We start from the raw sequence: 26,858 nt of genomic DNA on the forward strand, positions 1-26,858 counted from the left end.
ATAATTTGAGTTCTAAAGTTGCTTTTTCGTACGTTTTTTTTCGCCAGGGATCTTTTTGTGTTTTCATAAGTGACTATAATTAAGTGTTTAATTTTTAGTCAACCTATTTCAGGAAAGTACATAAGTGCAATTGTTTCAACATTATTTTCTACTGCCAATTGCAGAAGTTCAATTTCGGAAAAAGTACCAAAACGTAAAGAATAATATGTATGACAATTTAAATACATCATTGTCTTCTATGAGCTAAAAGTACTGGTGGTTCTCCGTTAAAAGGATTATCAAAACGACCTATGGACTTTGCTCCCATAGATTTCGCTCTCATAACACTCAATTCTCCAAAACGATTTCTAATATCATCCATAGAATTATATAAATCGAGCATTTTTTGCGAATCATCAAATAAATTAATCTGATAATTACCACTAACAATATCTGTAATCTTTACTCCAACTAAACGAATTAACAATCTTCTTTGATACAGTTTTTTAAATAATTCCAATACTGTAGGGATTATTATATGATCTGCACTTGTATATGGAATTTTAATCTGTTTTGTATAAGTATTAAAATCTGAATATCTAATTTTAACACTAATTCCTGAAGCTAACTTATCACCTTTCCTCAATTGATAAGCTAAGTTTTCTGCCATTGCAAAAATAGTTTCATTTAGTTTTTTTACATCTATAGTATCTTTATTGAAAGTGCGTTCTGTAGAAATTGATTTTCTTTCATGAAAAGGTATTAATGGTGGGTTATCAATTCCATTAGCACGTCTCCAGATAGTTTTTCCATTTAGCCCTAAAACACTAATCATCATTTCAACAGGCATTTCTTGAATTACCTGTACTTTTTCTACACCTAAATTTCTTAAAATTTGGTATGTTTTTTCTCCAACAGATGGAATCTTACGAATTGATAAAGGTGCAAGAAACTCTTTTTCAAATCCTTCATTAATTAACAACTGATTATTTGGCTTTGCTTCTCCTGTAGCTACTTTTGAAACAATCTTATTCTGAGACATTCCAAATGAAATAGGCAAACCACTTTCTTTTATAATGCGTTGCCTTAATTCTGAAGCATACTTATAACTTCCAAAAAACGCATCCATTCCTGTTAAATCTGCATAAAATTCATCTATACTTGCTTTTTCAAAAAGAGGTACTTTTTCTTTGACTATTTCTGTTACAATTTGAGAATATTTAGAATAAATACTTGTATTCCCACGAATAGTAATTGCTTCTGGGCATAACCTCTTTGCAACCTTCATTGACATACCAGAATGAACACCAAAATTCCTTGTCTCATAACTGCATGCAGCTACAACACCTCTGTCTCCTGTTCCACCAACAAGCAATGGTTTATTTTGCAAACGACTATCTATCAAGCGTTCGCACGAAACAAAAAAAGTATCTAAATCGAGATGTAATATATTTTTTTTCACACTACAAAATTAACTACAAAAACAAACAATTATTGCTTACATTTGTAGTATTATGAAAATTATATCAAAAAACATCCGTCATTTAAGAGGTTTAAAGGAACTTTCTCAAGAACGTTTAGCAGACGATTTAAAAGTAACTAGATCTAGAATAGGCTCTTATGAAGAGAATAGATCTTCACCAACTTTAGAATTCTTAATAGATTTCTCTAATTATTTTAAAATTCCAATTGATATTTTATTGAAAAACGATTTGACAAAAACCAATGATGTTTCATTTATAGAAATAGGAAGTAAACGTGTCTTATTTCCTATTACTGTCGATTCGGAAAATGAAAATTTAATTGAAGTAGTTTCTGCTAAAACTTCTGCTGGTTATTTATTGGGCTATGATGACCCTGAATATATTGAGCAGTTAGAAAAGATAAAACTACCTTTTTTACCCACTGGTAAACATAGAGCATTCCCTATTAAAGGAGATTCAATGTTACCTATGAAAGATGGCTCTTACGTGGTTGCTGAATTTGTAGAAAATATTATAGATATTAAAAATGGAACTTCTTATATCGTAGTCACTAAAAATGATGGTATGACCTACAAACGAGTGTATAGCCAAATTGAGGAAAAAAGAAGTTTACTCTTAAAACCAGATAACAGAGAATATCAGTCTTATGAAGTCCCTTTAGAAGAAGTCTTAGAACTTTGGAAATTTACTTGTAGTATAAATACGCAAGAATATGAAGAACACGAATTGAAATTGAGTAGTATTATGCAAATGTTTAATGGATTAGGGGTGGAATTAAAGCAGTTGAAAAAGTTGGTTAAGTAAACTGAATTAAGTAATTTTGAGTATGTTTTTTTTGCAAAAAGTCCTCTAAATCTAAAATGTAATACCCTTTTGCATTAAGTTCATAGTAGTTCATTCCATTGCTTAGATACCACATTTAAGCACTAACGTTTAATTCTTGTACTTAGTTTTGCAATAATAATTGCAATAAAAAAGATAAATTGCAATTATTATTGAATTTACTCTTAAACGTCTTGATTTAAGGGATTTTACAATATGTGGTTGTCTGCAATAGTCATTGCAATAACTATTGCAATAACAATTGCAATAACTATTACAATAACAATTGCAATAACAATTGCAATAACTATTGCAATAACAATTGCAATAACTATTACAATAACAATTGCAATAACAATTGCAATAACTATTGCAATAACGATTGCAATAACTATTACAATAACAATTGCAATAACTATTACAATAACAATTGCAATAACTATTACAATTGTATTAACATCTTCTAAATAGTTAATTAGGAATATTGTGGATTTTGCAATAATGAAAAAACGTTGCAATACTGTATGAATATTTATTTTTTAAACAATGATTATATTGTCTTTCAGTTTTTGAATTAGAATACTCACTATTTATTTTACTTAAAATATGAAAGTAGTTTCTGCCACTTTCTCCAAATTCATTTGCAAAACTGCAGCCAATAGAAAACCAAGTTTCATAACCAACAGTAACATCAATATTTTTTTGTTGAATTTCATTTATTTTTTTCTCAACATTATTTTTAATGGTATTTGAATCATTTGTTTTTATATACGTTTTTCTTTGTTGCTGTTTTGTTGCTTTTTTTAAAATTTGATTGAATTTTGTTGCTGAATGATTAAAATATGCATCATCATCTATTGAATATCCACGAAGTCTTGAAATATCTTTACAGCTTTTATCTATTACAATGCCAAGGTTTTTAAACTTTAATAGCAACGCTTCAAAATGTTGTTGGTGTTTTGTTGGTTCACTTATTGGAATTAATCCCCAATAACCTTTTCCAGAAACAGATAAACCACAATAAGCGACTTCTTTTATTTTTCTAATTTCATTTTTTAAGTTTTCATAGTTTTTAATATGCAAATTATCTTTGTAATCAATGTCAAATTGAATAAATCCAGAATGTTTAATAAGATTTTTTGCGCATCTTTTAGAAAATGTTCCACTAGGAGTAATTGCAGGAAGTTTAGATTTTAAAACTTTTTTGATTTCTTCATCTGTGGTGTTTCTTATTTTTTCGACTTCTAGGTAATGCTTTGTGGAATTTAACCAAGCTAATAAATTTATTTCTTTAGGTTCAGTTGCTTTATAGTTTAAAAAAGCACTGATATTGATGTCTAATATTGATTTTTGTATCATAATTGAAAATAAGTTTTAAAGGTTTGTTAAGTTGGTTGGTCAAGTTTGTTAATTGATTAACCAACCTTTATGTAGAGTAGGTCGGTTGGTTGTATGTATATACATAGCTTTGACTAACTAGCTCTAAATCTATCAGAAAGTTTAAAAGGCTCTTGCTGGTTTTTTCTGATTATCATTTTACTTGCTTCATAAAATGTTTTCCAGTCTCTTATTGCTGTGTTTTCAATATTGATATCGTATTTAGCTAATATGTTTTTTAAAAATCGTTGAAAATCTTTACTTAACAATTCTGTTTTGTCAATGAAGACTTCATTCAGAATAGTTTTGTGAACATCTTCTGTTGTGTCTCTAGGTAACCTTATCCTTTTTTCAGAATTACTAGTGCTGTGACTATTATCAACAAAGTATGGTAAGCCATTCTCGTTAACGGAAAAACTAATAGGTTGTATGTCTATTCCTCTACTATGTGATGGAGTTACAGTTGAAATATCTCTGTCTTTTTCTACAGAAAGAACAGTTTCGGCTTTTTGTAAAATAATACTACCTAAATGCCCTTTTGCATTATTATCTCCTTTGTTTTGATGAACAATTGTAATTAAGTGAATGTTTAGTTCGGCAGTCCACTTCATAATATCATTTACGATGCTAACGGCACTTTCTTCATTGTTGTAGCCTACGATTAAGTCTGCAATACCATCAATAACCACTAATTTTAAGTCTTTTGTATTGTAAATGGCTTCCTTAATAATTTCAGCTCTTAATTTTGGAGCATAAGGTCTTAAGCAAAAACACCGATAATATTTTTGACTAATTTCTTTATCATCAATAAGAGATATTATTCTTCTTGATACCTTTTGAGTATGGTACTCGCTTTGTTCTGTATCGAAATGTAATACTGTGGTATTTGGGATTTCAGTTTTTATTCTTTGAAAATTTCCATTATCGTCTATGGCTGCAGCAATTAGAATGGATAAGAAGAAAGTTTTTTTACTCTTGGATTTTCCTGTAATACAAGAGAAATTGCCTAAAGTACCGTAAGAAATATTATCAATACTTAATACGGTTGGAGGCTTTTCAATGGCGGAAAAAGGATCTATTTCCGCCTCTGTTAAAAGTTGTTTTATTGATTTAGGTTCTAGGTTTGTTTTATTGGTATTTAAACTTAAACCTTCTTCAGTATTAACTTCATTTTTAGTATCTTGCAATTGATTTTTAACCGAATCTTGGGTGCTATTTATAGTGCCTTTTTTTTGTGATTTATCCATAACTAATAGATGATTTTAGTTAATGAATTTTCTACTTCATGTATTTTGTATCTTTTCTTGTTGCTAATTCTGTAGGCTGTTAAAATATTTCGATGTGTCCAGTCATCGACGGTTACTAGTGAAATTGATAGTCGTTCTCCAACTTGTTTTCTAGTAATCCATTCTGTTGGTTTTTGGGGTTGAAAACTATCTTTAAGAGGAGCTAAGATTTTTTCTACAGCTGTAGAAATGCTTTTTGTTAATTCTTCTGGATTAACATGATGTACTTGTGTGATTTTTGGATTTTCCATAACTATATTGTTTTATTGTTATGGCAAATTTCTAATTTAAAGAAAGTAAAGCTGTTCTGTAAAAATTCTATAAAGTTCTAACTTTGTTCTTTTTTATTCTACAATGACTCTTTTATAAAATTTATTGCAATATTGTTGTAGTTTTTTGGATTTGAAAGTTTTGTTGTAGTTTTTGGTAAATAATTTTCATTAATAAGCATTGCTATAAATTTATTTTCATTTCTACCAGTTTGAAATATTTGTTCTGAAGTCATAATTTTATCATTTTGCATGGCTTTTGCGTTTTTAAAAAAAGCATTGCAGGCAGGTTGAAAGACATTTTTTACAGGCTTGTTATTTATATCGATAGCTTTAATACTTTTAAGATACTTTTTAAATAGATTTTCCTTTTCTAAGTTTATAAAAACTAAAGGGTAGTTTGAGGGTTTTTCTGTCTCAATTTTAGTTTTATTTTCAGGAATTTTTTTATTAGTTTTTTCTAATTCATATTTGCAAAATTCCATGATGTTTTTTGCAATTATAGCTTTTGACCATTTTTCTACTAGTAACATACTTTCCATAGTGCCATAGCCACACAAGTGTAAAAGTAACATTTGTGTAAAACCTTCATTATAAACTACATGCGTTTTTAGCTCGTTTGTTAAAAAAAAGGTTTCCCCAAAAACTAGAACATAATCCTTTTCAAATAATAACCTGTATTCTGAATTAGATTCAATTATTTTTAAATTTTTTCTATATTTTTTTTCTAAAAATTTTAGCCTACTTTTTTTATCTAATTTTTTTTCAAGATAAAACTTTAAATCTTCTATTTCTGATTCAGAGTTTAAATAATGTTTGAACATAAAGTCAAAAAAAATATCTATTAACTCAAAGTTTATGTGATATGCCTTCGTATTAATTTTTTTAGTTAAATTGAATAAATATTCTTTTTTATTTGGTGAAAAGTTAAATGTAGGGTTATTTGAATCATCATATTCTAAGTATATTTTTTTATTGATTAAATATTTGTCTTTTTCATCATTGTTCAGCTTTTCAAACTGCTCAATATCTATAATTTCTTCAATTGCTTTTATTATTTTGATGCTATTCTTTTGTTGTTTTTCTTCTTTCATAATTTTATTCGTTTTATGAAAAGAAACTATTTTCAGAAATTTTCAACGCTCTTTCATCATCAGTTATTCTAATATAATTAAGGAAAACTTTTTCAGAAGTATGACCGCTAATTGACATAATGTCTAGGGAAGGCATTCCTGCAAAATAGGCATTGGTGCAAAACGAACGTCTAGATGTGTGATTTGAAATTAATTCGTATTTTTTCTTTGTACCTGTAATTTCCTTGCCTCCTTTGATTTTCTTTATTATAATCTCTTCATTTAATTTTGCTTTTGCTCCAATCTTTTTTAAAGCTAAATTAATGTGTTGTTCAGGCATTCTTTTAGGTGGGTTTCCATCATTCTTTTTTAAGATATTCTCTACAATTGGGTGTATAGGGATGGGTAAATACTTTCCTGTTTTTTGTACGATTACTCTAAAAAAACGTTTTCCATTACTCTCATGGATATTATTTTTGGTTAGACCATTAAAATCCGATACTCTCAAACCAGTGTATGCTCCGATAATAAATAAGTCACGTGCATTGTTTAGTGTTGGATCATGACTATAATCAATATTAATAATTTTATTTAACTCAGTTTCATTTAAGTATACTTGTGTAGATTTTGCACTTGGTTTTATGAAACGCTTACTTTGAAAACTTAAATTTGTGTTTAGACTTTCTTCAGTAGCGGCATTCATAAAAACTTTAAGTTGTTTAATGAATTTTCCAATAGTATTTAATGAGAAATCTAAACTTTCTAGGTATTCAATAAATAAACCATAGAAATCCATGTTTATTGATTCAAAGTTAATTGAATAACTATATTTCTGTTCAAAGTCCTTTAGAAGATCTACTGTTCTTTCATATTCTTTTATAGTTCTATTAGAAAGTGTTCTGCCTGTACTATCAATAATTCTATTCTTAGATTGGTCAATAAATTGTCTAGAAAAAGTATATAGTGTTAGTTTTTCTTCTGTAGTTTTTTTGCCAAAGTAGATGTCAATATCTTTTTTGAGTTGTGATTCAATTTCTGACGTTTCGTAAAAATCGTAGCTTGTTATTTTTTTTAGAACAAAACTTTTAAAATCAGATAGTTTTTTATTGAGGTTGTCTTTAATTTCAGAAACATCACTCATGTTTCTAATTTTTTGATTTCTATCATCCCAATACTTTGGGTGAATTTTTAATTTTGTAGCACCTCTTATTCTATTTTTTGCAGATAGATTTACCGCATAATAAATAGTAACAAATTTTGCTGCTTTCTTGTCTCTAAGAAGAAATTTAACCGAAGCCATGAAGTAATGATTTTTTAACCAATCCAAAGATAGTTAAATAATTATTTGTGTCGGTATTTGTGTCGGTATTTTACCTATTTCACTTTGTTTTTCTTTTTCTTGCTTATTTAAAATAGCTTTTAATCCCTTTAATATAAAGGGAAAAACTATATTTTAGAAAAATATAGAAAAGTATTGGTTAGTCCTTGTAGGCCAACAAGTAAAAATCCTATAAACATTACGTTTATAGGATTTTTTGTTTTTAGACATTAAACATGTTTTAGACTTCATAATTACTTAATTTTAGAACATACTTTCATTTTATTTAGATAGAAGATATTTTAAGGTGTGTATTCTAAATAAGCTACTTCTTATTGAAGCCTATTTTAAATAATTCTACTATTACTTATAGTATATTGGGTTAATAAGAATTAAAATATACTTTAGTAATATAACTTAAGCTAAAGGAAATACTACTCTTATATTCTTCTTTATTTTTTAAGATAATATTTAATTACAAAAGGGTAATTTATGTGAATATAATTACTTCATCTTAAACTTATCTTTGTGAAGGTTCTAATTTAATAGCATTGAGATAAATTATAAAAACAAAAAAAAATGGACATAAAAAACTTAAGAATAGTGTTTCTGTTAACATGTATTATTTTTTGTTTCGCTTGTGGGAATCAAAAAAAAATATTGAATAGTGTAACTGATTCAAAAGAAAAAATTATGCCTTTTTCTGATTTGAGTAACAAAGGAGGTTGGAAACTAAGAACAGATATAAGTGATGAGTTTGATGGAGATTTAATAGATGAAGATAAATGGTATATAGTTGGTAAATTTGATGCTCAAGGGAACCCTTTTTATATACACCCAGACAAACCAAATAAAAAGGTTTGGAAAGGTCGTGCACCATCTCAATTTTCTGGAAGAAACTATCGATTAGAAAACGGAAAATTAATATTAGAAACTCGCTGGGAGCCAGAATTTCCTTTTTCTAATGACAAACAAAAACCTTGGGGTAAAAAAGAAGGCGAGGTTGCAAAGTTTGAAAACCTAACAACAGCTTGTTTTATTGGTCGTAGAGAATTTAAATATGGCTATATGGAAATTAAAAGTAAAGCTGCAGATGCAGAAATTACTAGTGCTTTTTGGGGAATTGGAAGTCAGACAGAATTGGATATTTTCGAGCAGTTTGGAGATCATAGGCAAGAACGTAAAGAAGCAAATGGAAAAGATAGAGAACTTTGGTGGTCTATACATGATTGGAGTAAAGCAGGTAAAGGAAAAACTGTGTACACAGAGCATTTAGATTATGGTTTTAGAGTTGCAGATGATTTTCATGTGTATGGAATCGAATGGAATGAAAACGGCCTGAAGTTATATGTAGATGGGAAATATAAAACAGGTGCAACTAAAGAGCAAGTAGATGCTTATGCTAAAGAAAAAAACTTACCAAATGGTTGGGTTTTAAATGGGCCTATTTCTATTTGGTTAGATCAAGAAACATTTCCTTGGCATGGTGTGCCAGACAGTAAAGAAGATTTAGAATTGAATAGTCCAGAGGGTAAAAAAGATGATGGAATTGTAGATTATGAAATTGAGTATATGAGAGTTTGGCAAAAAATATAATAGAATAAAATGAAGAAATTTACATATTTAATGGCTCTTTTATTTGTAGTCTTATTTTTTTCTTGTGGAGAGAATAGCGATGTTTTTAAAGGAGATGTAAGAGAAGTAGAAGAGGAGGTAGAAACGATTATAAATTCTAACTATCCATTATCAGATCAAATGAATAATGGTAAATGGGTCTTAAATACGGATGTAAGTGATGAGTTTAAAACGAGTGTTTTAAACGAAGATAAATGGCAAATTCAAGGAAAAAATGACATTTATAAATCTAATTTTATTGGTAGAGCACCCTCTCAATTTTCTGTAAATAATGCAATAGTTGAAGATGATAAATTAAAGATTCTTACAAAATGGGAACCTGATTTTAATTTTCATCCAACAAGAACACAAACTGTAAATGGTGTTACTTACAAATATGAAAATATTACCACAGCAGCCGTTATTAGTAAAAAACAGTTTACGTATGGTTATATGGAAATTAAATGTAGAGCTGCAGATGCTCAAATAACAAGTGCATTTTGGGCATTAGGAGCTAGGTCTTCTGAAATGGATATGTTCGAAATGTTTGGAGGCCATAAAACAAATGCAGATTGGAGAAAAAGGTTGAAGTTTAATATTATTAGTTGGAATCCAGATAATTTTTATTATTTACCAAACGGAAAAGGACCTGTTTATACAAGTAATATACAAGTTGAGGAAAATACAGCAGATGATTTTCATGTGTATGGTTTCGATTGGACATCAGAATATATAAATATATATATAGATGGTGTTTTGCACCCAGAAGGAACCATTTTAAAATCTACATTAACTAATAATGGCGCAAACCCAGAAAAATGGGTTACAGATGTACCTTATTGGATTTGGTTTGATTCAGAAACCTTCCCTTGGTTAGGAATACCAGAGGAATTAGATTTACCTAAACCAGCAGAATATCAAATAGAGTACATAAGAGTTTGGCAGAAAAATTAAGAAAGAAAAAGAAAGAAACAACTAATTATTAATTTAAAATTATAGAAACATGAGAAAGATTGTTTTAACATTGTTGTTATTGGTAACGTTTACAGTTACTTACGGTCAGAATAAATATCAAGAAAGACAAAGTAAATATTTTGTAGAAGCAGCAGCAAAAGAATTTAGTTTAAGTGAAGTACAGCAAAAAGAACTTAAAGAAATAAGAACAAAAATGGTTGTAGCCTACGGGGAATCTCAGGTGTCATTTAAAAGCGGTGCTATTACAAAAGAACAAAAACAAGCAAAAAATAGAGAAGTAAGTAAAGAATTTAATAATTCTGTAATTAAAATGACGGGTAAAAAATACAAAGATTTAGCTCCATTTTTTAAAAGAATGAGAGAAGAATTGAAAAAGGTTAAGTAATTATTTTAAGTTTAAACCTGAATATTTAAGATTATTAAAAATGAAATTATCAAATAAAATAACAGTTTTTACAGTAATTTTTACGCTCTTTTTAATGAGTTGTAATTCATCTAAAAGTAAAATAGCTACTAAAAATGTTGATGTAAAAAAAACGACAAATAAGCCAAATATTTTGGTAATACTTTGTGATGATTTAGGATATTCAGATCTAGGCTTTAACGGCTCTAAAGATATTCCAACCCCTAATTTAGATGCTTTAGCTAATAACGGAACCATTTTTACTTCTGCATATGTAGCACATCCCTTTTGTGGACCAAGTAGAGCAGCATTAATGACGGGTTTATACCCTCATAAAATTGGCGCTCAATTTAATTTGCCTCCAAATAGTGGAGAAACTATTAAGAAAGGAATTTCTTTAGAAGAAACTTTTATTAGTAAAGTATTAAATAATGTAGGTTACCAAACTGGTATTATTGGTAAATGGCATTTGGGTTCTAATGCAGAATTTCATCCTAACGTTAGAGGTTTTGATGACTTTTTTGGTTTTTTAGGTGGAGGTCATAATTATTTTCCGGAACAATATAGAAAAGCTTATGCCCAACAAGAAGCTAATGGGAGAAAGATTATTTGGGATTATTTGCATCCTATAGAGCATAATGGTAAACAAATTAAAGAGACAGAATATTTAACAGATGCTTTTTCTCGTGAAGCTGTGCGTTTTATAGATGATGCATCTAAAACAGAAGATCCGTTCTTTTTATATATGTCTTACAATGCACCACACACGCCATTAGAAGCAAAAGAAGAAGATTTAAAGCTATTCTCTCATATAAAAAATAAAAAAAGAAGAACGTATGCAGCTATGGTTTATGCTGTAGACAGAGGTGTAAAAAGAATTGTAGATGAGTTAAAAGAATCTGGGCAGTATGAAAATACGCTAATTGTTTTCTTTAGTGATAATGGAGGTAAAGTAAAAGCAGGTGCTACTAACTTTCCTTTAAAAGAAGGTAAAGGAAGTGCTTACGAAGGTGGTTTTAGAGTTCCAATGTTTTTTCATTGGCCAAATGTTGTTCCTGCAGGTAAAAAGTACGATTTTAATGTTTCTGCTTTAGATTTATACCCAACTTTTGCAAGATTAGCAGGTGCTGAAATTCCTGAAGGAAAAAGATTAGACGGAAAGAATATATGGGATAATTTCTTAATGAATAAAAATTCTCATAAAGATGATAATATTTATGTTATGCGCCATAGAAATGGTTATAGTGATGTAGCTGTTAGAAAAAACGATTGGAAAGCAGTAAAAGTGTATCAACAAAACTGGAAATTATTTAATATTGGTGTTGATATGGCCGAAAATAACGATGTAAGAAAAGATCACTTAGACATCTTAAAAGGATTGGTAGGCGAAGCTAAAGATTGGAGCGGAACCCACTTACAACCAAATTGGTGGCATGACGAGAAAACAGGTATTGAATGGAAAAAAGATAATATGCCTAAATTTGAGGTTACCTTTAAAATAAACTAAGAATAAGAAAACGCTACATTAAAGAATAATTTACTAGATTTTAAAAATTTTTAGTTTTTAAAATTATACAAACAATACAAATGACAATTCCTAAATATTTTATAAGTTGCGACTGGGGTACTACTAATTTTAGGTTAAGATTAGTAGAAACAGACTCACTAAAAGTTCTGCAAGAACATAAAACAAAACAAGGAGTTAGAAGGGTTTATGAAAAATTTACTTTGCAGTCTGAATTTTCTCAAAAGATTTTTTTTTCTAACTACTTAAAAGAGCAACTTAAAGAATTTCCTTTAGAACATAGAAAAAGTATTATAGTAATTGCAGGTATGGCTTCTGCTAATATTGGGCTTCAAGAATTAGAATATGCAGACTTACCAATTAACCCAAATAAAAATGATCTTTCTTGGAAGCATTTATTACTTGAAAACGGATTAGATGTTCTTTTAATCTCTGGTGTAAAAAGTGAACTTGGAATGATGAGAGGAGAAGAGGTTCAAGCTGTTGGTTTATCAGAATTATTAGAGCCATATAAAAAAGGAGTTTTGCTTTTACCAGGAACGCACAGTAAACACATTGTTTATGAGAATGAAATGTTTACAAAGCTAAAAACTTATATGACTGGAGAATTGTTTGAAGTACTTTCTAGGAGGAGTATTTTAAAAAACTCTGTGTCTAAAAATACTTGGTCAGAAAAAAGAAAAATAGCATTTACAAAAGGTGTGCAATCTGGTTTTGACGGGCACTTAACATCGAACTTATTTTCCATTAGAGCGCAACACATTATTAATGGCGCTAAAAAGAAGAATAACTATTACGTTTTAAGCGGAATGTTAATTGGTGAAGAGTTATCTTATTTAAAAAAGGTAAATGAAACTGTGTTTTTAGCAGCTTCAGAACCAATGCTTTCTATGTATGAATTGGCTTTAAAAACAATTCTAAAAGAAAATCAATTGGTAAAATTTAATGCAAATAATTTAGAAAAGGCCTTTTTAAAAGGTCAAAAAAATATACTACTACAATATGTTAAATAACAATTCTTTTTCTTGGAAATTATATGATAAAGCACCAATTGTTGGTATTATTAGAGGGCAATCTTTAGAAACTACACTTGCTATTGTAAAATCTTATTTAGAAGCTGGTTTTTATACAATAGAAGTAACTATGAATACTCCTGATGCAGAAAAAATAATAGCAACATTAGTAACTAACTTTCCTGAGTTAAATGTTGGTGCAGGAACAGTTTGTAATAAAGAAGATTTAGAAAAAGCTTTAAATGCAGGTTCTCAATTTATAGTAACTCCTATTATAGATGAAGAAATAATAAAAACGTGTGTTTCTAGAAAAATTCCAATTTTTCCAGGAGCTTTTACTCCAACAGAAATATATAAAGCATGGTCTTTAGGTGCTTCTGCTGTTAAGATTTTTCCGGCCACTCAATTAGGTGTAACTTATATTAAAGATGTTTTAGGTCCGCTAAATACTATAAAATTATTACCAACGGGAGGTGTTTCGAAAGAAAATATTAAATCGTTTTTTGATGTTGGTGTTGTAGGTGTTGGTATGGGAAGTTCTTTATTAGATAAAAACTTAATAAAAAACAATGATTTTGAAGGTTTAAAAAATCATTTTATCAGTATAAAGAAAGAGATTGAAAATTATATAAAATAATATTCTTCATTTTTTTTCATGTAAATATTATGTTCTAATTTTCTTTAAATTAGCTAACTAATGTTAAAAAATAGAACATTAATTAATCAGATGTAAAAATTACTTATATTTGTTAGGATGAAGTTAGTTTTAAAAAAATCAGATTCTGTTGTTAGTAAAAAACTGAATATCCATACTAGAGATGTTCCTTGTTTGGATGCTATGTGGCATTATCATCCAGAAATAGAACTTCTTTATATAACTCAAAGTAATGGTATTCGTTTTGTTGGAGATAGTGTTGCTCCTTTTTTTCCAGGAGATTTAGTTTTAGTAGGATCTTATCTTCCGCATTTATGGCGAAATGATGCATCTTATTATACTGAAGAAACTACAGAGCAGGTAAAAACTATAGTAACTAAATTTACAAAAGATTTTCTAGGAGACGAGGTTTTTAAAATTGCTGAATTTTATGAAATTAAAAAACTGATTGATGATTGTAAATTTGGTTTATCTTTTGGTAAAGAAATTAGCAAACACCTTCATGATGATATTGTACAGCTACCTACATTATCTCCTACAAGGCAGTATATAAAATTATTAGATATTTTAGATAAATTATCTTTAGTATCGAAAGAAGATAGAACTGTTTTGTCGTCTTCAGATATGAGGCAAACAACCACAGAAAGTTCAGAAAGAATAGATACTGTTTTAAAATATATTTCAGATAATTATGCGTCTAGTATTAGTTTAGATAATATTTCTGGTGTTGCATGTATGACTACAAATTCTTTTTGTAGGTTCTTTAAAAAAATGACTAATAAATCTTTTACACAATTCTTAAACGAAATTAGAATTAAAAATGCTTCTAGAATTTTAGTTCAAGAAAATACTCCTATTTCTGAAGTTTGTTACATAGTTGGTTTTAATTCACTTACAAATTTTAATAAACAATTTAAACAAATTATGGGTGCTACTCCTAAGAAATTTAGAGAAGCTATCTAATCGTTTAATTTTTTCTTCCTTTTAGTGACAACAAAGTGTTAGTTAGGGTTAATTTTAGCTTAACTTATATTTTAATTACTTCTTATTTTTGATAGACTAAAAACTTATTTAGTTCATCTAGAATAAATTATGGTAAAGACTAACCTTTATAAAAGAATTTTTTTTAGCGTATTGCCTTTCTTATGTTTCTGTCTTTTATTAAGTTTTTTTAATAATTTAAACGGACAAATTTTACCATTATCAGATATACAAAACACAGGGAATTGGATATTAAACACTAATATTTCTGATGAGTTTTCAATAAATTATTTAGATGAGAACCATTGGTTTATTCAAGGTAGAGCTTCATCGCAGTTTTCAACAGAAAAAATTCGTTTAGAAAATGGTAAATTAAAAATACAAACTAATTGGGGACCTAAATATAACTTTAATCCACAAGTTGTTAATGATGGTTTAAGAGTTAGAATAGAAGCAAAAGATATTTCTACGGGTTCTAGTACAATGTATATAGATGATATTTTTATTAAACCAACAAATACTTTAAATGTAGATAGCTTTTTAATTGATTTGGGAGAAAGTATTGTTTATCCAAACTCTATTAATAAGAAAGAATTTACAACCATAAATATTTCATCAAAAAAAGCCAAAGAACTTTTTCTACACAATATTAATGGTGTTCAGTTACTAAAAATGAATAAAACAACAGAACCATTTGCTGTACCAATTGCAAATTTATCTTCTAGCGTTTATTTTCTCACAGTAATTTCAAATTAAAAGAGAGAAATAAAAAAAAATAATAATTAAATAATTTTAAATGAAAAATAAATACACATTTTCTGCACTATTGGTTGTAATCTTTTTTACAATTAATGTTTTTGGGCAAACAACAGACGGAACTAGACCAAATATCATTGTAATTTTAGCTGATGATTTAGGATATGCAGATGTTGGTTTTAATAGAGAAGCAAGTTTTCCTGCAGACCAAGGAATAATACCAACTCCAAATATAGATGCATTAGCAAATACAGGTGTTATAATGAAAAATGCGCACGTAGTTCATCCTTTTTGTGGACCAAGTAGAGTAGCGCTTTTAACGGGTATATATCCTCATAGAATTGGTGCGCAATATAATTTACCAAATGATATTAATACACCTTTAGGAATACCTCAATCTGAAGTTTATTTTTCTGAAGTATTACAAGACGCTGGTTATAATACATCTGCAATAGGTAAATGGCATTTAGGTTTCGAAGATGGTAAATTTCAGCCTTTAGATAGAGGATTCGATCATTTCTTTGGTTTTTTAGGTGGAGGAAAGAACTATTTCGAGAGCTATTATGAGAACTCTTTTTATAATAGAAAAGATGGTTCTAATCCTGTTACAAATGAATATCAAGATCCATTACAAAGAAACAAAAACTATATAGATAGAAATGAATATAGTGATGATACGGATGAAGATTTTTTAACAGATGTTCTTACGGATAATGCAATACAATATCTTGCAGAAAATAAGACTAAGACAGATCCTTTCTTTATGTATTTGGCATACAATGCACCGCACACGCCATTGCAAGCAAAACAAGCGGAAATAAATAAATTTAAGGCAGACAATCCTAATTTTGAAAGTTTAGTTAGAAGTAGTACTTATATTACAGAATCAGATCCTGTTAAAAAGAAAAGTACACAAGCAGAAAAAGATGCTTTAATTGAAGAATTTGTAAAAGCCCGTATTGTTTATGCAACTATGACAGTTAATATGGACAATAATATTGGTAGAGTTGTAGCAGAATTAAAAAAAGATATAAATGTATTTAACAACACTGTTATTATCTTTTTAAGTGATAATGGTGGTTATAGGTGGAGTAAAGGAGCAGTAAATTACCCGCTACAACAACAAAAAGGAAGTGTTCTAGAAGGCGGTCATAAAGTGCCAATGTTTGTAAGCTGGCCAAATAAAATTACATCTGCAAGTACGTATGACTATCAAGTAAGTTCATTAGATATTTATCCAACTTTAGCAAATTTAGCAGGTGCTACAATTCCGGTAACAAAAAAGATTGATGGAAAAGGGTTTATGGATGAAATAATTGCAAATCAAAAAGTGAGAGCAGATGATGATGCATTATATGTTGTTAGACCTCAAAATGGTTTTCATAACGGAGCAATTGTTTCTTATCCTTGGAAATTAACAAAAACAGGAGGAAATGGAAAATGGAGATTACATAATATTAAAAATGATCCTGGAGAAAATACAGATGTAAGGGCTACGGCAATTGATGCTGAAGTTATTATTAAGAACCTTTTAGATAAAGCCGTTTTATGGGTTAAAGAATTTAAAGATGTAAAACCAGCTTGGTTTGATCATGAAAGAGGAGCAGGCCATCCGCACAGAACTTTATGGTTTGATACACAAACGTTACCACAATATGATAAGCTTTTTGAAAGCTCTGAAGTAGCTTTAGGGTTAAACAATGTTTTTAAAAATGTATTTAAAGTGTATCCTAACCCTGTTTCTAAAACATTTAGTATTCAATTAAATGAAGAGTACAAAAACTTAAAAGTTGAGGTATTTTCATCTACAGGTAAATTAATAAAAACAATTAATACTATTAATTCTAAGACAGAGGTAGACACTGCTAATTTGAGTTCAGGTGTTTATTATATAAGGATAAAAACTGATAATAATTTTTCCATAGAGAAAATAATAAAATTATAATTTTTTTAAGCCTAAAACATTAATTGTGTTTTAGGCTTTTTTCTTACTAGAAATTAAAAATTAATTCTATACTTCATTCCTTTTTCACCAATATCAGTTTGTAAATGAAAACTAGTAATATCAATCTAAGTTTATTATTGGCCTTTTTTATATGAAGGGTAAAATAATTTTAAACACGTTGTTCAGAGTGTTTGTTATCAATATACTACATAAAAGTGTTAAAATACTGCTGTTTTAAGATAAGATGAGGTAATTAATTGGATATGTTGTTTGTTAATTTTACAAAGAATATTTTTTTAATAAAATACAAACTTTAGATTATGATTAAAAAATTACAAAAAAAAAGGTTTTTAACACTAGCCCTTCTTGTCTTATTAAGTTTTCAGATGAATGCACAGTATCGCTTTGAATTTAATGATGCAGCAACTGGAACGGATAGGTGGAATACAACCACTCGACTTACTTCAATACAGAATAAAAACTCTGTAACATACACTACAACGTTAGGAAATAATCCAACGATTCAAATATTAGATTTAGCTTTAGATACAGGTGCGCCAGCCAATGATCAAACATATGTACAAACAGCAAGATCAAGAAGATTAATGGCTATAACAATAAAGAATAGTAATACGGCTGGTCCTACTTACTTAAGGGTTTCTTGGATTAAACCGAGTAATACTTCACAAAATTTCTTTGTTAATCAAGTTATTACAGCAGGAGATACAGAGTTTAAAACTTATTTAATAGATTTAGCTGCTTATGGTGGTTTTGGTACTGGACAGACGAATAACCCAAGAGCGGAATGGAATGGAATAAGAAATGACATTAGACTGCAGTTTAAAACTGATAATTCTTCAGGAAATGGAATTAATTATAACTTTGTAGGTGCTGAAATTGAAATTGAAAAAATTGAATTTTTAAATAATCATTTTACAAATGCAAGTCTTTCTAATGATAATTGGGGGAATCCTAATAATTGGTTGTTTGCCGTTCCAGGTACTGAAGAAATTACTTCAGGAAATTTTCTTGCAGAAGATGTTTTCATAGGTGGCGATATAGTAAACGCAAACTTAAATGTTAACGTAAGTGCTGCTCAAGTAAAAAGCATTTCATTAGGTAACGGAGCCAAACTAAATAATGATACTCCGGTTAATATTGGAACGGATAATATCTATTTTGGTTTTAAATCTTCGTTTAACGTAAATAGCGGTTCAAATGTATCTGGTGTAGCTGCTGCATCATACAAGATAGATGTACCAGATACAAATTGGCACATGATTAGTGCACCAGTTATTGGAGAAAAATATGACGATGCTTGGGTTGCTGCAAATAATATTGCTTCAGGTACATTAAATGCTACTAATAAAGGAATAGGTAGATATGTGAATACGGCACCAAATAGTACAACCGGACATTGGAGATATTTTCAAGGAGGAGCTGCAGAAGAAACATTTAATGTTGGTGCTGGTTATAGTATAAAAAGAAGCACCAAGGGAATTATTGAGTTTAAAGGAACTGGTATTAGAGGTGGTGTAAATTTTACAACCGGTATATCTCAAGGCGGTACAAATGGTACAGATTGGAATTTAATAGGAAGTCAATATACTTCATATTTAAATTCGGCTACATTTTTAACAGATAATAATGCTACTCTACCAGCTGCAAATAAAGCACTATATGTTTGGGATGCTTCATCTTCATCTTATACATCTTTAACTGTCGGTAATTTATTGCCAGGGCAAGCGTTTTTTATTAAGACCAACGGTGTAGGTTCTACTGCAATATTTAATTCTGAAGCTAATAATTTAGATGTTGGTAATTCTAGTGTTTTTTATAGAGCAGTTACACCCAAAGTAACTCTTTCTATAACTAGCGGTAGAAAAACGTTAAAATCTTACATTAGTTATGTAGGTGGTAAAACAGCTAGTTTAGATCCAGGATTTGATATTGGTCTTTTTAGTGGTGTAAGCTCTAATTTAAGTATTTATACTCATTTGTTAGAAAATAATGAAGGAATTAGTTTAGAAAGACAAGCGTTACCAAATACAAATTTAGAGTCAATGGTAATTCCGGTAGGTGTAAAAGCACCAGCTAATAAAGAAATTATTTTTTCTGCGGAAGTATCAAATTTACCAAGTGGTATAAAAGTGTTCCTAGAAGACAAACAAGAAAAAACATTTACTCGTATAGATGAAGTTAACCAGAAGTATAAAGTAACGTTAACAGAAAAATTAGATGGTGTAGGTCGTTTTTATTTGCATACATCTACTAAAAGTACTTTATCTATAAATAAAGGAGAGTTAGAGGGAGTAAGTCTATTTAAATCAAATAAAGCTACATTAAAAATTGTAGGCTTACAAAAGGGTAAAGCATCTTTACTTTTATTTAATATTAAAGGACAAAAAATATTAAGTTCTTCTTTTGATGCTAATGGACTAAAAGAAATCTCTTTGCCAAAATTAGCTACCGGAGTTTATTTAGTTAAGTTAATTACAGAATCTGGTAAATTAAATAAGAAAATAATTTTAGAATAATTAACGAGAAACTTAAATTAAACATCATGAAAAAACAAACAGAAAACACTAAAAATATTTCTCGTAAAGACGCTTTAAAAAAAATTGGAAATTATGGTAAATATGCAGGATTAACAGCATTAGGTACATACATGATTTTAAACCCACAAAAGGCACAAGCTCAAAGCCCAGAAATGCCTGGAACCGGGTTTTAGTAACAGCAATAAAGTTTAAATATAAAAAATCTGTTGGAGTTTTTCTTCAACAGATTTTTTGTGTTTAAAAAGGTAATAAGTACATGTGAAAAAAATGTTAAGAGTTGGTAAAATAGTGTTAATAAAAGGTAAATTTAGTTGAAAAAACAGTTAATATTTATCGAAATTTGAAAAATGAAGAAGGTATTTTATCAAATTCACAAAATTTATTAATTCAAAAAACCCAGAAAATTATGAGAAAAAAGCTATTTAAAAATAGTTCTTGTTTATCCTTATTTAAAAATTTAAGGAGAATAGGACTGTTCTTATTTTGTCTAATTACTATTCCAATGTTTGCCAATTCTGGTGAATTAGAATTAGGTGATAATAAGTCAGAAAAAATAAAAATTCAACAGAAAATAACTGGAACAGTTTCTGATGAGAGTGGACCAGTACCAGGAGTAAGTGTTCAGGTAAAGGGAAGTACAACTGGTGTTGCTACAGATTTTGATGGAAATTATTCTATTTCTGTAACAGATACTAATAGTATTTTAGTTTTCTCTTCTATAGGATACAAATCTAAAGAAGTTCTTGTTGGTAATAGAACTACTATAAATGTTGTTCTAGAGGGTGATATTGCTAGTTTAGATGAGGTTGTTATTGTAGGTTATACATCAAAAAAAAGAGGTGAAGTAACAGGTTCTATTAGTACTCTTAAAGCAGAAGATATTGAGAATACTTCTAATAAAGAAGTCGCTAAATCTTTAGCGGGTAGGGTTACAGGATTAATTGTTTCAGATAGAGGTGGTTACCCGGGATCTAATAATGATGTTACCTTGTTAATTAGAGGCCAATCTACTTTAAATAATAATGCTCCATTAATTTTAATAGATGGTGTTCAATCTGGTCTGGGGACCTTTAATCAATTAGCTCCACAAGATATAGATAATTTAAGTGTTTTAAAAGATGGAGCAGCCGCTGTTTATGGTAATAGAGCTGCAAACGGAGTAATTATTGTAACAACTAAAAGAGGTAAAATGGGTAAGCCAAAAATTACTGCATCTACTTCTTATAGTGTATCTTCATTTTCTGCTTTTCCAGACCAAATGTCATCAGAACAGTTTGCTATTTATGAAAATGAAATTGCAAATAGAAACGGTATTGCATTACCTTTTACGCAAACAGAGATAGATAATTATGGCGCTGGTAATGATCCAATTAATTTTCCAAATACAAATTGGGCAGAACTTACGTTTGCAAAGACAGCACCAGAAACAAGAAATTCAATTTCAATTTCTGGAGGTACAGAACGAACTAAATATTTTGTGAGTGCAGATCTTATTGATAGAGAGGGTATGTTTGCTTCTGGAGATTTAGGTTTTAAGCAGAGTCAAGTTAGATCTAATTTAGATGTTAAAATTACAGATGATGTTAAGTTAAGTATAGATTTATCGGGTAGGTTTGCAGAGAATAAAGCCCCAGGCGTAGATGCAGGTTTTATTTATAAGCACATTTATACAAATTTTCCTACAGAAGTTGGCATATATCCAAATGGCTTACCTGCAAGAGGTGGAGAGGATGGTGCTAATCCTGTAATAATGTCGAGTAGAGAATCTGGTTTTCAGGAAACTAGTACAAATGACTTACGAGGTAGGTTTGCAATTGACTGGAAGTTAGATAAAATAACAAAAGGATTAAGTTTTAATAGTTATGCAGGAATTAGAAGAATGAATAATGATCAAACTTCTTTTTATACTCCATGGACATATTATACGTTTAATCAAACTACAGATGAATACAGTCCACAAACGGGTAACTCACAAGATGGAAAAGTGAATATTTTAAGAGAAACTTTCTGGAAGTTTGATGAAGCTTTAATTAATGCCTCTTTTCGTTACAACAACACTTTCAACGATGTACATTCATTAAGTGGTTTAATTGCTATTGAACAACAAACTTCAAAAACAAGTACATTTTATGCGCAAGCAAGTAATTTACCATCAACAGATTTGCCTTATTTATTTGCAGGTGATCCAGAAACGGCTATTAATTCTGGTACAGCAGGAGAAGATGCGTTGTTAAGTTATTTTGGTACTCTTTCTTATGATTATGACAAAAAATACTTTGTAGATTTAACTGTACGTAGAGATGGTTCAAGTAGGTTTGGACCAGGAAATCAATTTGGTACTTTTTATAGTGTAGGTGGTAATTGGGCAATTGGTAAAGAAAGTTTTTTAGAAGATGTTTCTTGGTTAGATGCACTTTCATTAAGAGGATCTCATGCTGTTATGGGTAACGATAGAATACCCGCTTTTCAGCATTTAGCTCAATTTAGTTTTGGTAATACAAACCCCAATAGCTCAAGACCTAATTATTATGTATTTGGTGAATCGGGTTCAGTTTTTAATGGTTACAGAACTGGTGTAGCTCCAAACCCTAATATTACTTGGGAAACAGCAACCATGCAAAATATTGCAGTAGCTTTTTCTATGTTCGATAATAGATTATCTGGAGAAGTAAATTTTTACAAACAGAAAAGAGAAGACATTTTAGTAGATAATAGTGGTGAAGTACCAGATTTTACGGGTGTTCAATTACCAGATGAAAATTTAGGAAGAGTTGATAGTCATGGTGTAGAAGTTACTTTAGGTTGGGCAGATAAAATAGGAGAAGTTTCTTATAATCTTGGGTTTAATCTAACACAAGCAAAAAACGAAGTAATTTTCTTACCACAACCAGCTAATACGCCAGAAGCATTAAGAAGAGAAGGTTCACAAATAGGTTCTTATGTTGTTGCTCCTACAAGCGGAATATTTAGAGATCAAGCACATGTAGATGCTACAGCTGTAAAAAAGGCTGGAACTGTAGAAGGAGAACCAATTTATGTTGATACCAATGAAGATGGAGTTATTGATGATGGAGATTATATTAGAGTTAACTCATCAAATATTCCAGAAATACAATATGGTTTTACAGGAGGGGTAAAATACAAGAATTTTAACTTCGGTTTCTTGTTACAAGGACAAGCAAAAGCAGATATGTTAGTGTTTTTTGATGGAAACGGTTCAAAACCAGAACATGTATTTAATCAAAGATGGACTCCGGAAAATAGAAATGCAAGATATCCAAGAGCTTTTGGTTTAAATGATACTTACAGTGGTATTCAAAATGGAAACCCAGATAACTTTGTAGGCGCAGACCTATGGTTACATGATGCTTCTTTCTTAAGATTAAAAGAAGTTGAGATTGGATATACTTTATCAAAAAAGAAAACAACGTTTGCCGATATAAAAATATTTGCAAGAGGTTTTAACCTATTAACAATGTTTTCAGAAGTACAAAAGTTAGGTTTAGATCCAGAAGCAACTGGTTATAATAACTTTAGAGGAGCAACATATCCATCTTTAAAGACGTATACTTTTGGTTTAAATTTTACTTTTTAATATAAAAATAAAACAGAAATAATGAAAAAAATAAAAAAGATATACTTATTTATAGCTATAGGTTTTTTATCTACGACTAGTTGTGAAGATGTTTTGCAGACAACTAATTTAGGTGCTTTTCCAGAAGATATTGTATTTAGTGATCCAGCTCAATTAGAAAGAGTGGTGTTCTCTGCTTACAATAGCACTAATGGCTGGGCTCTTAATAAAACAGTTTGGTGGTCTAGAAGATTCAATGTAGAAGTTGGCTCTTTTGAAGCAAAATTCAACTTTAAAGATCTAGATAGACTTCGGTTAAGAGGAAATGGATGGAGTGCTTTAAATTATGGTGATTTCAGAAATAAATGGAGAGATTATTATCTTTTTGTAAATGAAATAAATCAATTTTTAGATAAAGTAGATGCTAGTGAAGCAATGCAGGTTGATGCTGCAAAAGTTACAGTTCTAAAAGCAGAGATGAAATTTTTACGTGCAAATATCTATGCTAAATTGATTAAAATGCATGGTGGAGTACCAATTTTTAAAACTGCATTTGGATTAGAATCTGAATTTAATTTACCAAGAAATTCTTACGAAGAATGTGTTAATTTTATTGTTAAAGAATTAGATGAGGCTGCAGCTATGTTGCCAAGTACTCGTCCAGAAAATGAATTTGGTAGAGCAACAAAATTATCTGCACTAGCTGTTAAGTCTAGAGCTTTATTATTTGCTGCTAGTAAATTACATGATCCTTCTACAGCGCCAAGTGGGGCTTTATATGATTATGGAAAAGGAACTAAATGGCAAGATGCAGCAGATGCAGCAAAAGCGGTTATAGATTTAGTAGGTAATCGAAATTTAATTTCAACACCAGATGCAAAATCGTACCAAAATTTATTTTTGTCTGCAAATGAAGATATTCTTTTTGCAAGACCTTATGGTGGTGATTTATATGATTTTGGTTTAGATGTAAATACATTACCAGATCAAACACAGTCTCCTTCAGGTTACGGTGGTTGGGCATTATCATCTCCTACACATAATTTTACATTAGAGTTTAATATGAAAGATGGTACAACAACAAGTGGTACTACTTTTAATGATGCTAACCCTAATGATAATAGAGAAATGAGATACTATGCAGATTTAAACTTTCAAGGATCGAACTTTAGAGGACGTGAGGTAGATTACGCTTTAGCATCAGATCCTTCTCAAGTAGATGGTTTAGATTCATCTAACGGTTCTAAAGTGGGGAGTCCAGGTAATGATGGGCATTCTTCAAAAACTGGCTATAATATTAGAAAATTTCAAAATGAGAGTCTTGTGACTTTAACAGAAACAACCGCTGGTCGCCCATATATTTTATATCGTTTAGCAGAAGTGTATTTAAATTATGCAGAAGCTAACGCAGAAATGGGTAATGATACCGAAGCAAAAATTTACTTAAATAAAGTTTCTTCAAGAGCTTTACAACCAGTAATTACTTCTAATGGAGATGCTTTAAAGGAAGCTATTAAAAGAGAAAGACGTATTGAGCTGGCTTTTGAAGGTCATAATTTTTATGATGAAAGAAGATGGATGAACCCAAGTAATTTAGGTTTTGATGTTAAAGGATTGAAATGGGAAAAAGGTGCTGGAGGTGTATTAAGTAACACAGAGTATAAAGTAGTAACTAGACCTTGGTTTGATAGACAATATTACTTACCAATTCCTAATCAAGAAATTCAAAAAGCTTCTGCATTAGTTCAAAATGCAGGATATTAAAAGCCATTTTATTACATAATATAATTATTTGAATTTGATTTGATTAAAATGCTGTTGGAGAAATTTCAACAGCATTTTTCTTTTCTACAAACCTAAAATTTAGATAATATAGCCTTGAGTTTCGATGAAATTTATTTTTTATTCCAATAATTAAAATTGGAAATTACAGCACAAACCATATTCTAAAAATGAAACCAACAAAAAAAAGATACAACATACTTGCACTAATATTTGGTACGGTTGTAATCAACTATTTAGATAGAACTAATATTTCTGTTGCAGCTTCTGCAATTAGCGAATCTCTAGATCTAACAACAGTTCAAATGGGGTTTGTTTTCTCCGTATTTGGAATTGCATATGCAGCTCTACAGATTCCTGGGGGAATAATAGTAGATAAAGTTAGATTACGATTTTTATATGCATTTATGCTATTCATGTGGTCAGTAGCAACATTATTCCAAGGATTTGTAAATTCTTTTAAACTATTATTAGGCTTAAGAGCTAGTATTGGTGTTTTCGAAGCACCTTCCTATCCTGCAAATAATGCTATTGTTACTAAATGGTTTCCAGAAACGGAACGAGCATCAGCAATTGCTATTTATACTTCGGGTCAATTTATTGGTTTGGCTTTTCTATTTCCCGTATTAACTTTAATTCAAGATAAAGTAGGTTGGCGAGGTTTGTTAATTATTTCTGGAATTATAGGAATTGTATGGTCGGTAGTTTGGTATATTTTTTACAAAGATCCCGATCAACACAAAACAGTAAATGAAGCTGAATTAAAATTGATAGAAGATGGAGGAGGCTTTTCAAAGAATAAAAAAGTTGCTGAAACGAAAGAAAAATTTAATTGGAATGATTTTTACGAAGCTTTCAAGCATAAAAAATTATGGGGAATTTACATTGGTCAATTTTGTATGGGATCAATGTCAATTTTCTTTTTAACATGGTTTCCAACGTATTTAGTAGAATATCGAGGGTTAGATTTTATCAAATCAGGATTTTTAGCATCTATCCCTTTTTTGGCCGCTTTTTGTGGAGTTTTATTAGCAGGTTTTTCTTCAGATTATTTAATCAAAAAAGGAAAATCACCAGAGTTTGCAAGAAAATTACCCGTTCTAGTAGGTTTGTCTTTATCAACCTTAATTATAGGTGCAAACTTTACAGATAGTACCTTCTACATCATTTTATTCTTAACAATTGCTTTTTTTGGAAACGGTTTAGCATCTATCACTTGGATATTTGTTTCCTTAATTGCTCCCAAAAGAATTATTGGTTTGGTAGGTGGCGTTTTTAATTTAATAGGAGGTTTATCTGCAGTAATTATACCCTCAGCAATTGGGTTTTTAGTACAAGATGGAGATTTTAGTCCTGCTTTATTTCTCATTGGAGGTTTAACATTAATCGGTTTCTTGTCGTTCCTTTTTGTGGTTGGAAAAGTAAAAAGGATAGAGTTAGATGAACCAAACGAATTAAAATAAAATATT

At 29.7% G+C, this 26,858-nt stretch carries 22 protein-coding genes; 16 read left to right on the forward strand and 6 right to left on the reverse strand.

Annotation, left to right across the window (positions count from 1 at the left end):
- Nucleotides 1–226: 226 nt before the first annotated feature.
- A complete protein-coding gene (dinB, locus tag SHK09_RS13925) occupies nt 227–1,441 on the reverse strand; it encodes a DNA polymerase IV (protein WP_319811393.1) in 1,215 nt (404 codons plus the stop codon).
- Between the two features lie 52 nt (nt 1,442–1,493).
- On the opposite strand from dinB, the gene SHK09_RS13930 reads away from it, so the two are divergent.
- Both SHK09_RS13930 and SHK09_RS13935 read left to right on the forward strand, forming a co-directional pair.
- On the forward strand, nt 1,494–2,267 hold the full coding sequence (locus tag SHK09_RS13930) for a LexA family transcriptional regulator (RefSeq protein WP_319811394.1): 774 nt from the start codon (nt 1,494–1,496) through the stop codon (nt 2,265–2,267).
- A gap of 240 nt (nt 2,268–2,507) precedes the next feature.
- On the forward strand, nt 2,508–2,756 hold the full coding sequence (locus tag SHK09_RS13935; RefSeq protein WP_319811395.1) for a hypothetical protein: 249 nt from the start codon (nt 2,508–2,510) through the stop codon (nt 2,754–2,756).
- On the opposite strand, the gene SHK09_RS13940 is transcribed toward SHK09_RS13935, so the two are convergent.
- The 5 genes from SHK09_RS13940 to SHK09_RS13960 form a co-directional block, all read right to left on the reverse strand.
- Nucleotides 2,757–3,644 carry a BT4734/BF3469 family protein gene (locus tag SHK09_RS13940; protein WP_319811396.1) on the reverse strand — a complete coding sequence of 296 codons (888 nt, stop codon included), beginning with the start codon at nt 3,642–3,644 and terminating at the stop codon, nt 2,757–2,759.
- A 113-nt stretch (nt 3,645–3,757) separates the two neighbouring features.
- Complete coding sequence (locus SHK09_RS13945; RefSeq protein WP_319811397.1) at nt 3,758–4,849, reverse strand: AAA family ATPase; 1,092 nt, start codon at nt 4,847–4,849, stop codon at nt 3,758–3,760.
- Between the two features lie 62 nt (nt 4,850–4,911).
- The gene (locus SHK09_RS13950; RefSeq protein ID WP_319811398.1) at nt 4,912–5,199 is read right to left on the reverse strand and encodes a DNA-binding protein; all 288 of its coding nucleotides are present in this window, start codon (nt 5,197–5,199) and stop codon (nt 4,912–4,914) included.
- Between the two features lie 98 nt (nt 5,200–5,297).
- Nucleotides 5,298–6,311, reverse strand: a complete 1,014-nt coding sequence (locus SHK09_RS13955; RefSeq protein ID WP_319811399.1) for a hypothetical protein — start codon at nt 6,309–6,311, stop codon at nt 5,298–5,300.
- A 13-nt stretch (nt 6,312–6,324) separates the two neighbouring features.
- Complete coding sequence (locus tag SHK09_RS13960; protein WP_319811400.1) at nt 6,325–7,590, reverse strand: site-specific integrase; 1,266 nt, start codon at nt 7,588–7,590, stop codon at nt 6,325–6,327.
- A 678-nt stretch (nt 7,591–8,268) separates the two neighbouring features.
- Here SHK09_RS13960 and SHK09_RS13965 point away from each other — a divergent pair.
- The 14 genes from SHK09_RS13965 (at nt 8,269) to SHK09_RS14030 (ending at nt 26,852) form a co-directional block, all read left to right on the forward strand.
- Nucleotides 8,269–9,204, forward strand: a complete 936-nt coding sequence (locus SHK09_RS13965) for a family 16 glycosylhydrolase (protein WP_319811401.1) — start codon at nt 8,269–8,271, stop codon at nt 9,202–9,204.
- 9 nt (nt 9,205–9,213) lie between these two features.
- Nucleotides 9,214–10,176 (forward strand): family 16 glycosylhydrolase, encoded by a 963-nt coding sequence (locus tag SHK09_RS13970; RefSeq protein WP_319811402.1) that lies wholly within the window; start codon nt 9,214–9,216, stop codon nt 10,174–10,176.
- Nucleotides 10,177–10,225: 49 nt separating this feature from the next.
- Nucleotides 10,226–10,582: a hypothetical protein gene (locus tag SHK09_RS13975; protein WP_319811403.1), complete on the forward strand. Its 357-nt coding sequence runs from the start codon at nt 10,226–10,228 to the stop codon at nt 10,580–10,582.
- A gap of 40 nt (nt 10,583–10,622) precedes the next feature.
- Complete coding sequence (locus SHK09_RS13980; protein WP_319811404.1) at nt 10,623–12,107, forward strand: sulfatase-like hydrolase/transferase; 1,485 nt, start codon at nt 10,623–10,625, stop codon at nt 12,105–12,107.
- A gap of 80 nt (nt 12,108–12,187) precedes the next feature.
- Nucleotides 12,188–13,138, forward strand: a complete 951-nt coding sequence (locus SHK09_RS13985) for a 2-dehydro-3-deoxygalactonokinase (protein WP_319811405.1) — start codon at nt 12,188–12,190, stop codon at nt 13,136–13,138.
- Nucleotides 13,128–13,775, forward strand: coding sequence for a bifunctional 4-hydroxy-2-oxoglutarate aldolase/2-dehydro-3-deoxy-phosphogluconate aldolase (locus SHK09_RS13990; protein ID WP_319811406.1), 648 nt, complete (start codon nt 13,128–13,130; stop codon nt 13,773–13,775). The genes SHK09_RS13985 and SHK09_RS13990 overlap by 11 nt, the downstream gene beginning before the upstream one ends.
- A 117-nt stretch (nt 13,776–13,892) precedes the next feature.
- The gene (locus SHK09_RS13995) at nt 13,893–14,756 is read left to right on the forward strand and encodes an AraC family transcriptional regulator (protein WP_319811407.1); all 864 of its coding nucleotides are present in this window, start codon (nt 13,893–13,895) and stop codon (nt 14,754–14,756) included.
- 129 nt (nt 14,757–14,885) lie between these two features.
- Complete coding sequence (locus SHK09_RS14000; RefSeq protein ID WP_319811408.1) at nt 14,886–15,530, forward strand: T9SS type A sorting domain-containing protein; 645 nt, start codon at nt 14,886–14,888, stop codon at nt 15,528–15,530.
- Nucleotides 15,531–15,570: 40 nt separating this feature from the next.
- On the forward strand, nt 15,571–17,475 hold the full coding sequence (locus SHK09_RS14005) for a sulfatase-like hydrolase/transferase (RefSeq protein ID WP_319811409.1): 1,905 nt from the start codon (nt 15,571–15,573) through the stop codon (nt 17,473–17,475).
- Between the two features lie 320 nt (nt 17,476–17,795).
- On the forward strand, nt 17,796–20,012 hold the full coding sequence (locus tag SHK09_RS14010; RefSeq protein WP_319811410.1) for a T9SS type A sorting domain-containing protein: 2,217 nt from the start codon (nt 17,796–17,798) through the stop codon (nt 20,010–20,012).
- 26 nt (nt 20,013–20,038) lie between these two features.
- Entirely contained in the window at nt 20,039–20,206 is a 168-nt protein-coding gene (locus SHK09_RS14015; protein WP_319811411.1) for a hypothetical protein, read from the forward strand.
- Nucleotides 20,207–20,535: 329 nt separating this feature from the next.
- A complete protein-coding gene (locus SHK09_RS14020) occupies nt 20,536–23,628 on the forward strand; it encodes a TonB-dependent receptor (RefSeq protein ID WP_319811412.1) in 3,093 nt (1,030 codons plus the stop codon).
- 21 nt (nt 23,629–23,649) lie between these two features.
- Nucleotides 23,650–25,371, forward strand: a complete 1,722-nt coding sequence (locus SHK09_RS14025; protein ID WP_319811413.1) for a RagB/SusD family nutrient uptake outer membrane protein — start codon at nt 23,650–23,652, stop codon at nt 25,369–25,371.
- Between the two features lie 188 nt (nt 25,372–25,559).
- Nucleotides 25,560–26,852: an MFS transporter gene (locus SHK09_RS14030; RefSeq protein WP_319811414.1), complete on the forward strand. Its 1,293-nt coding sequence runs from the start codon at nt 25,560–25,562 to the stop codon at nt 26,850–26,852.
- The last annotated feature ends 6 nt before the right edge of the window (nt 26,853–26,858 follow it).

Origin of the sequence: Polaribacter sp. PL03, from assembly GCF_033875165.1 — a bacterium.
In the GTDB taxonomy this organism is placed as follows: domain Bacteria; phylum Bacteroidota; class Bacteroidia; order Flavobacteriales; family Flavobacteriaceae; genus Polaribacter.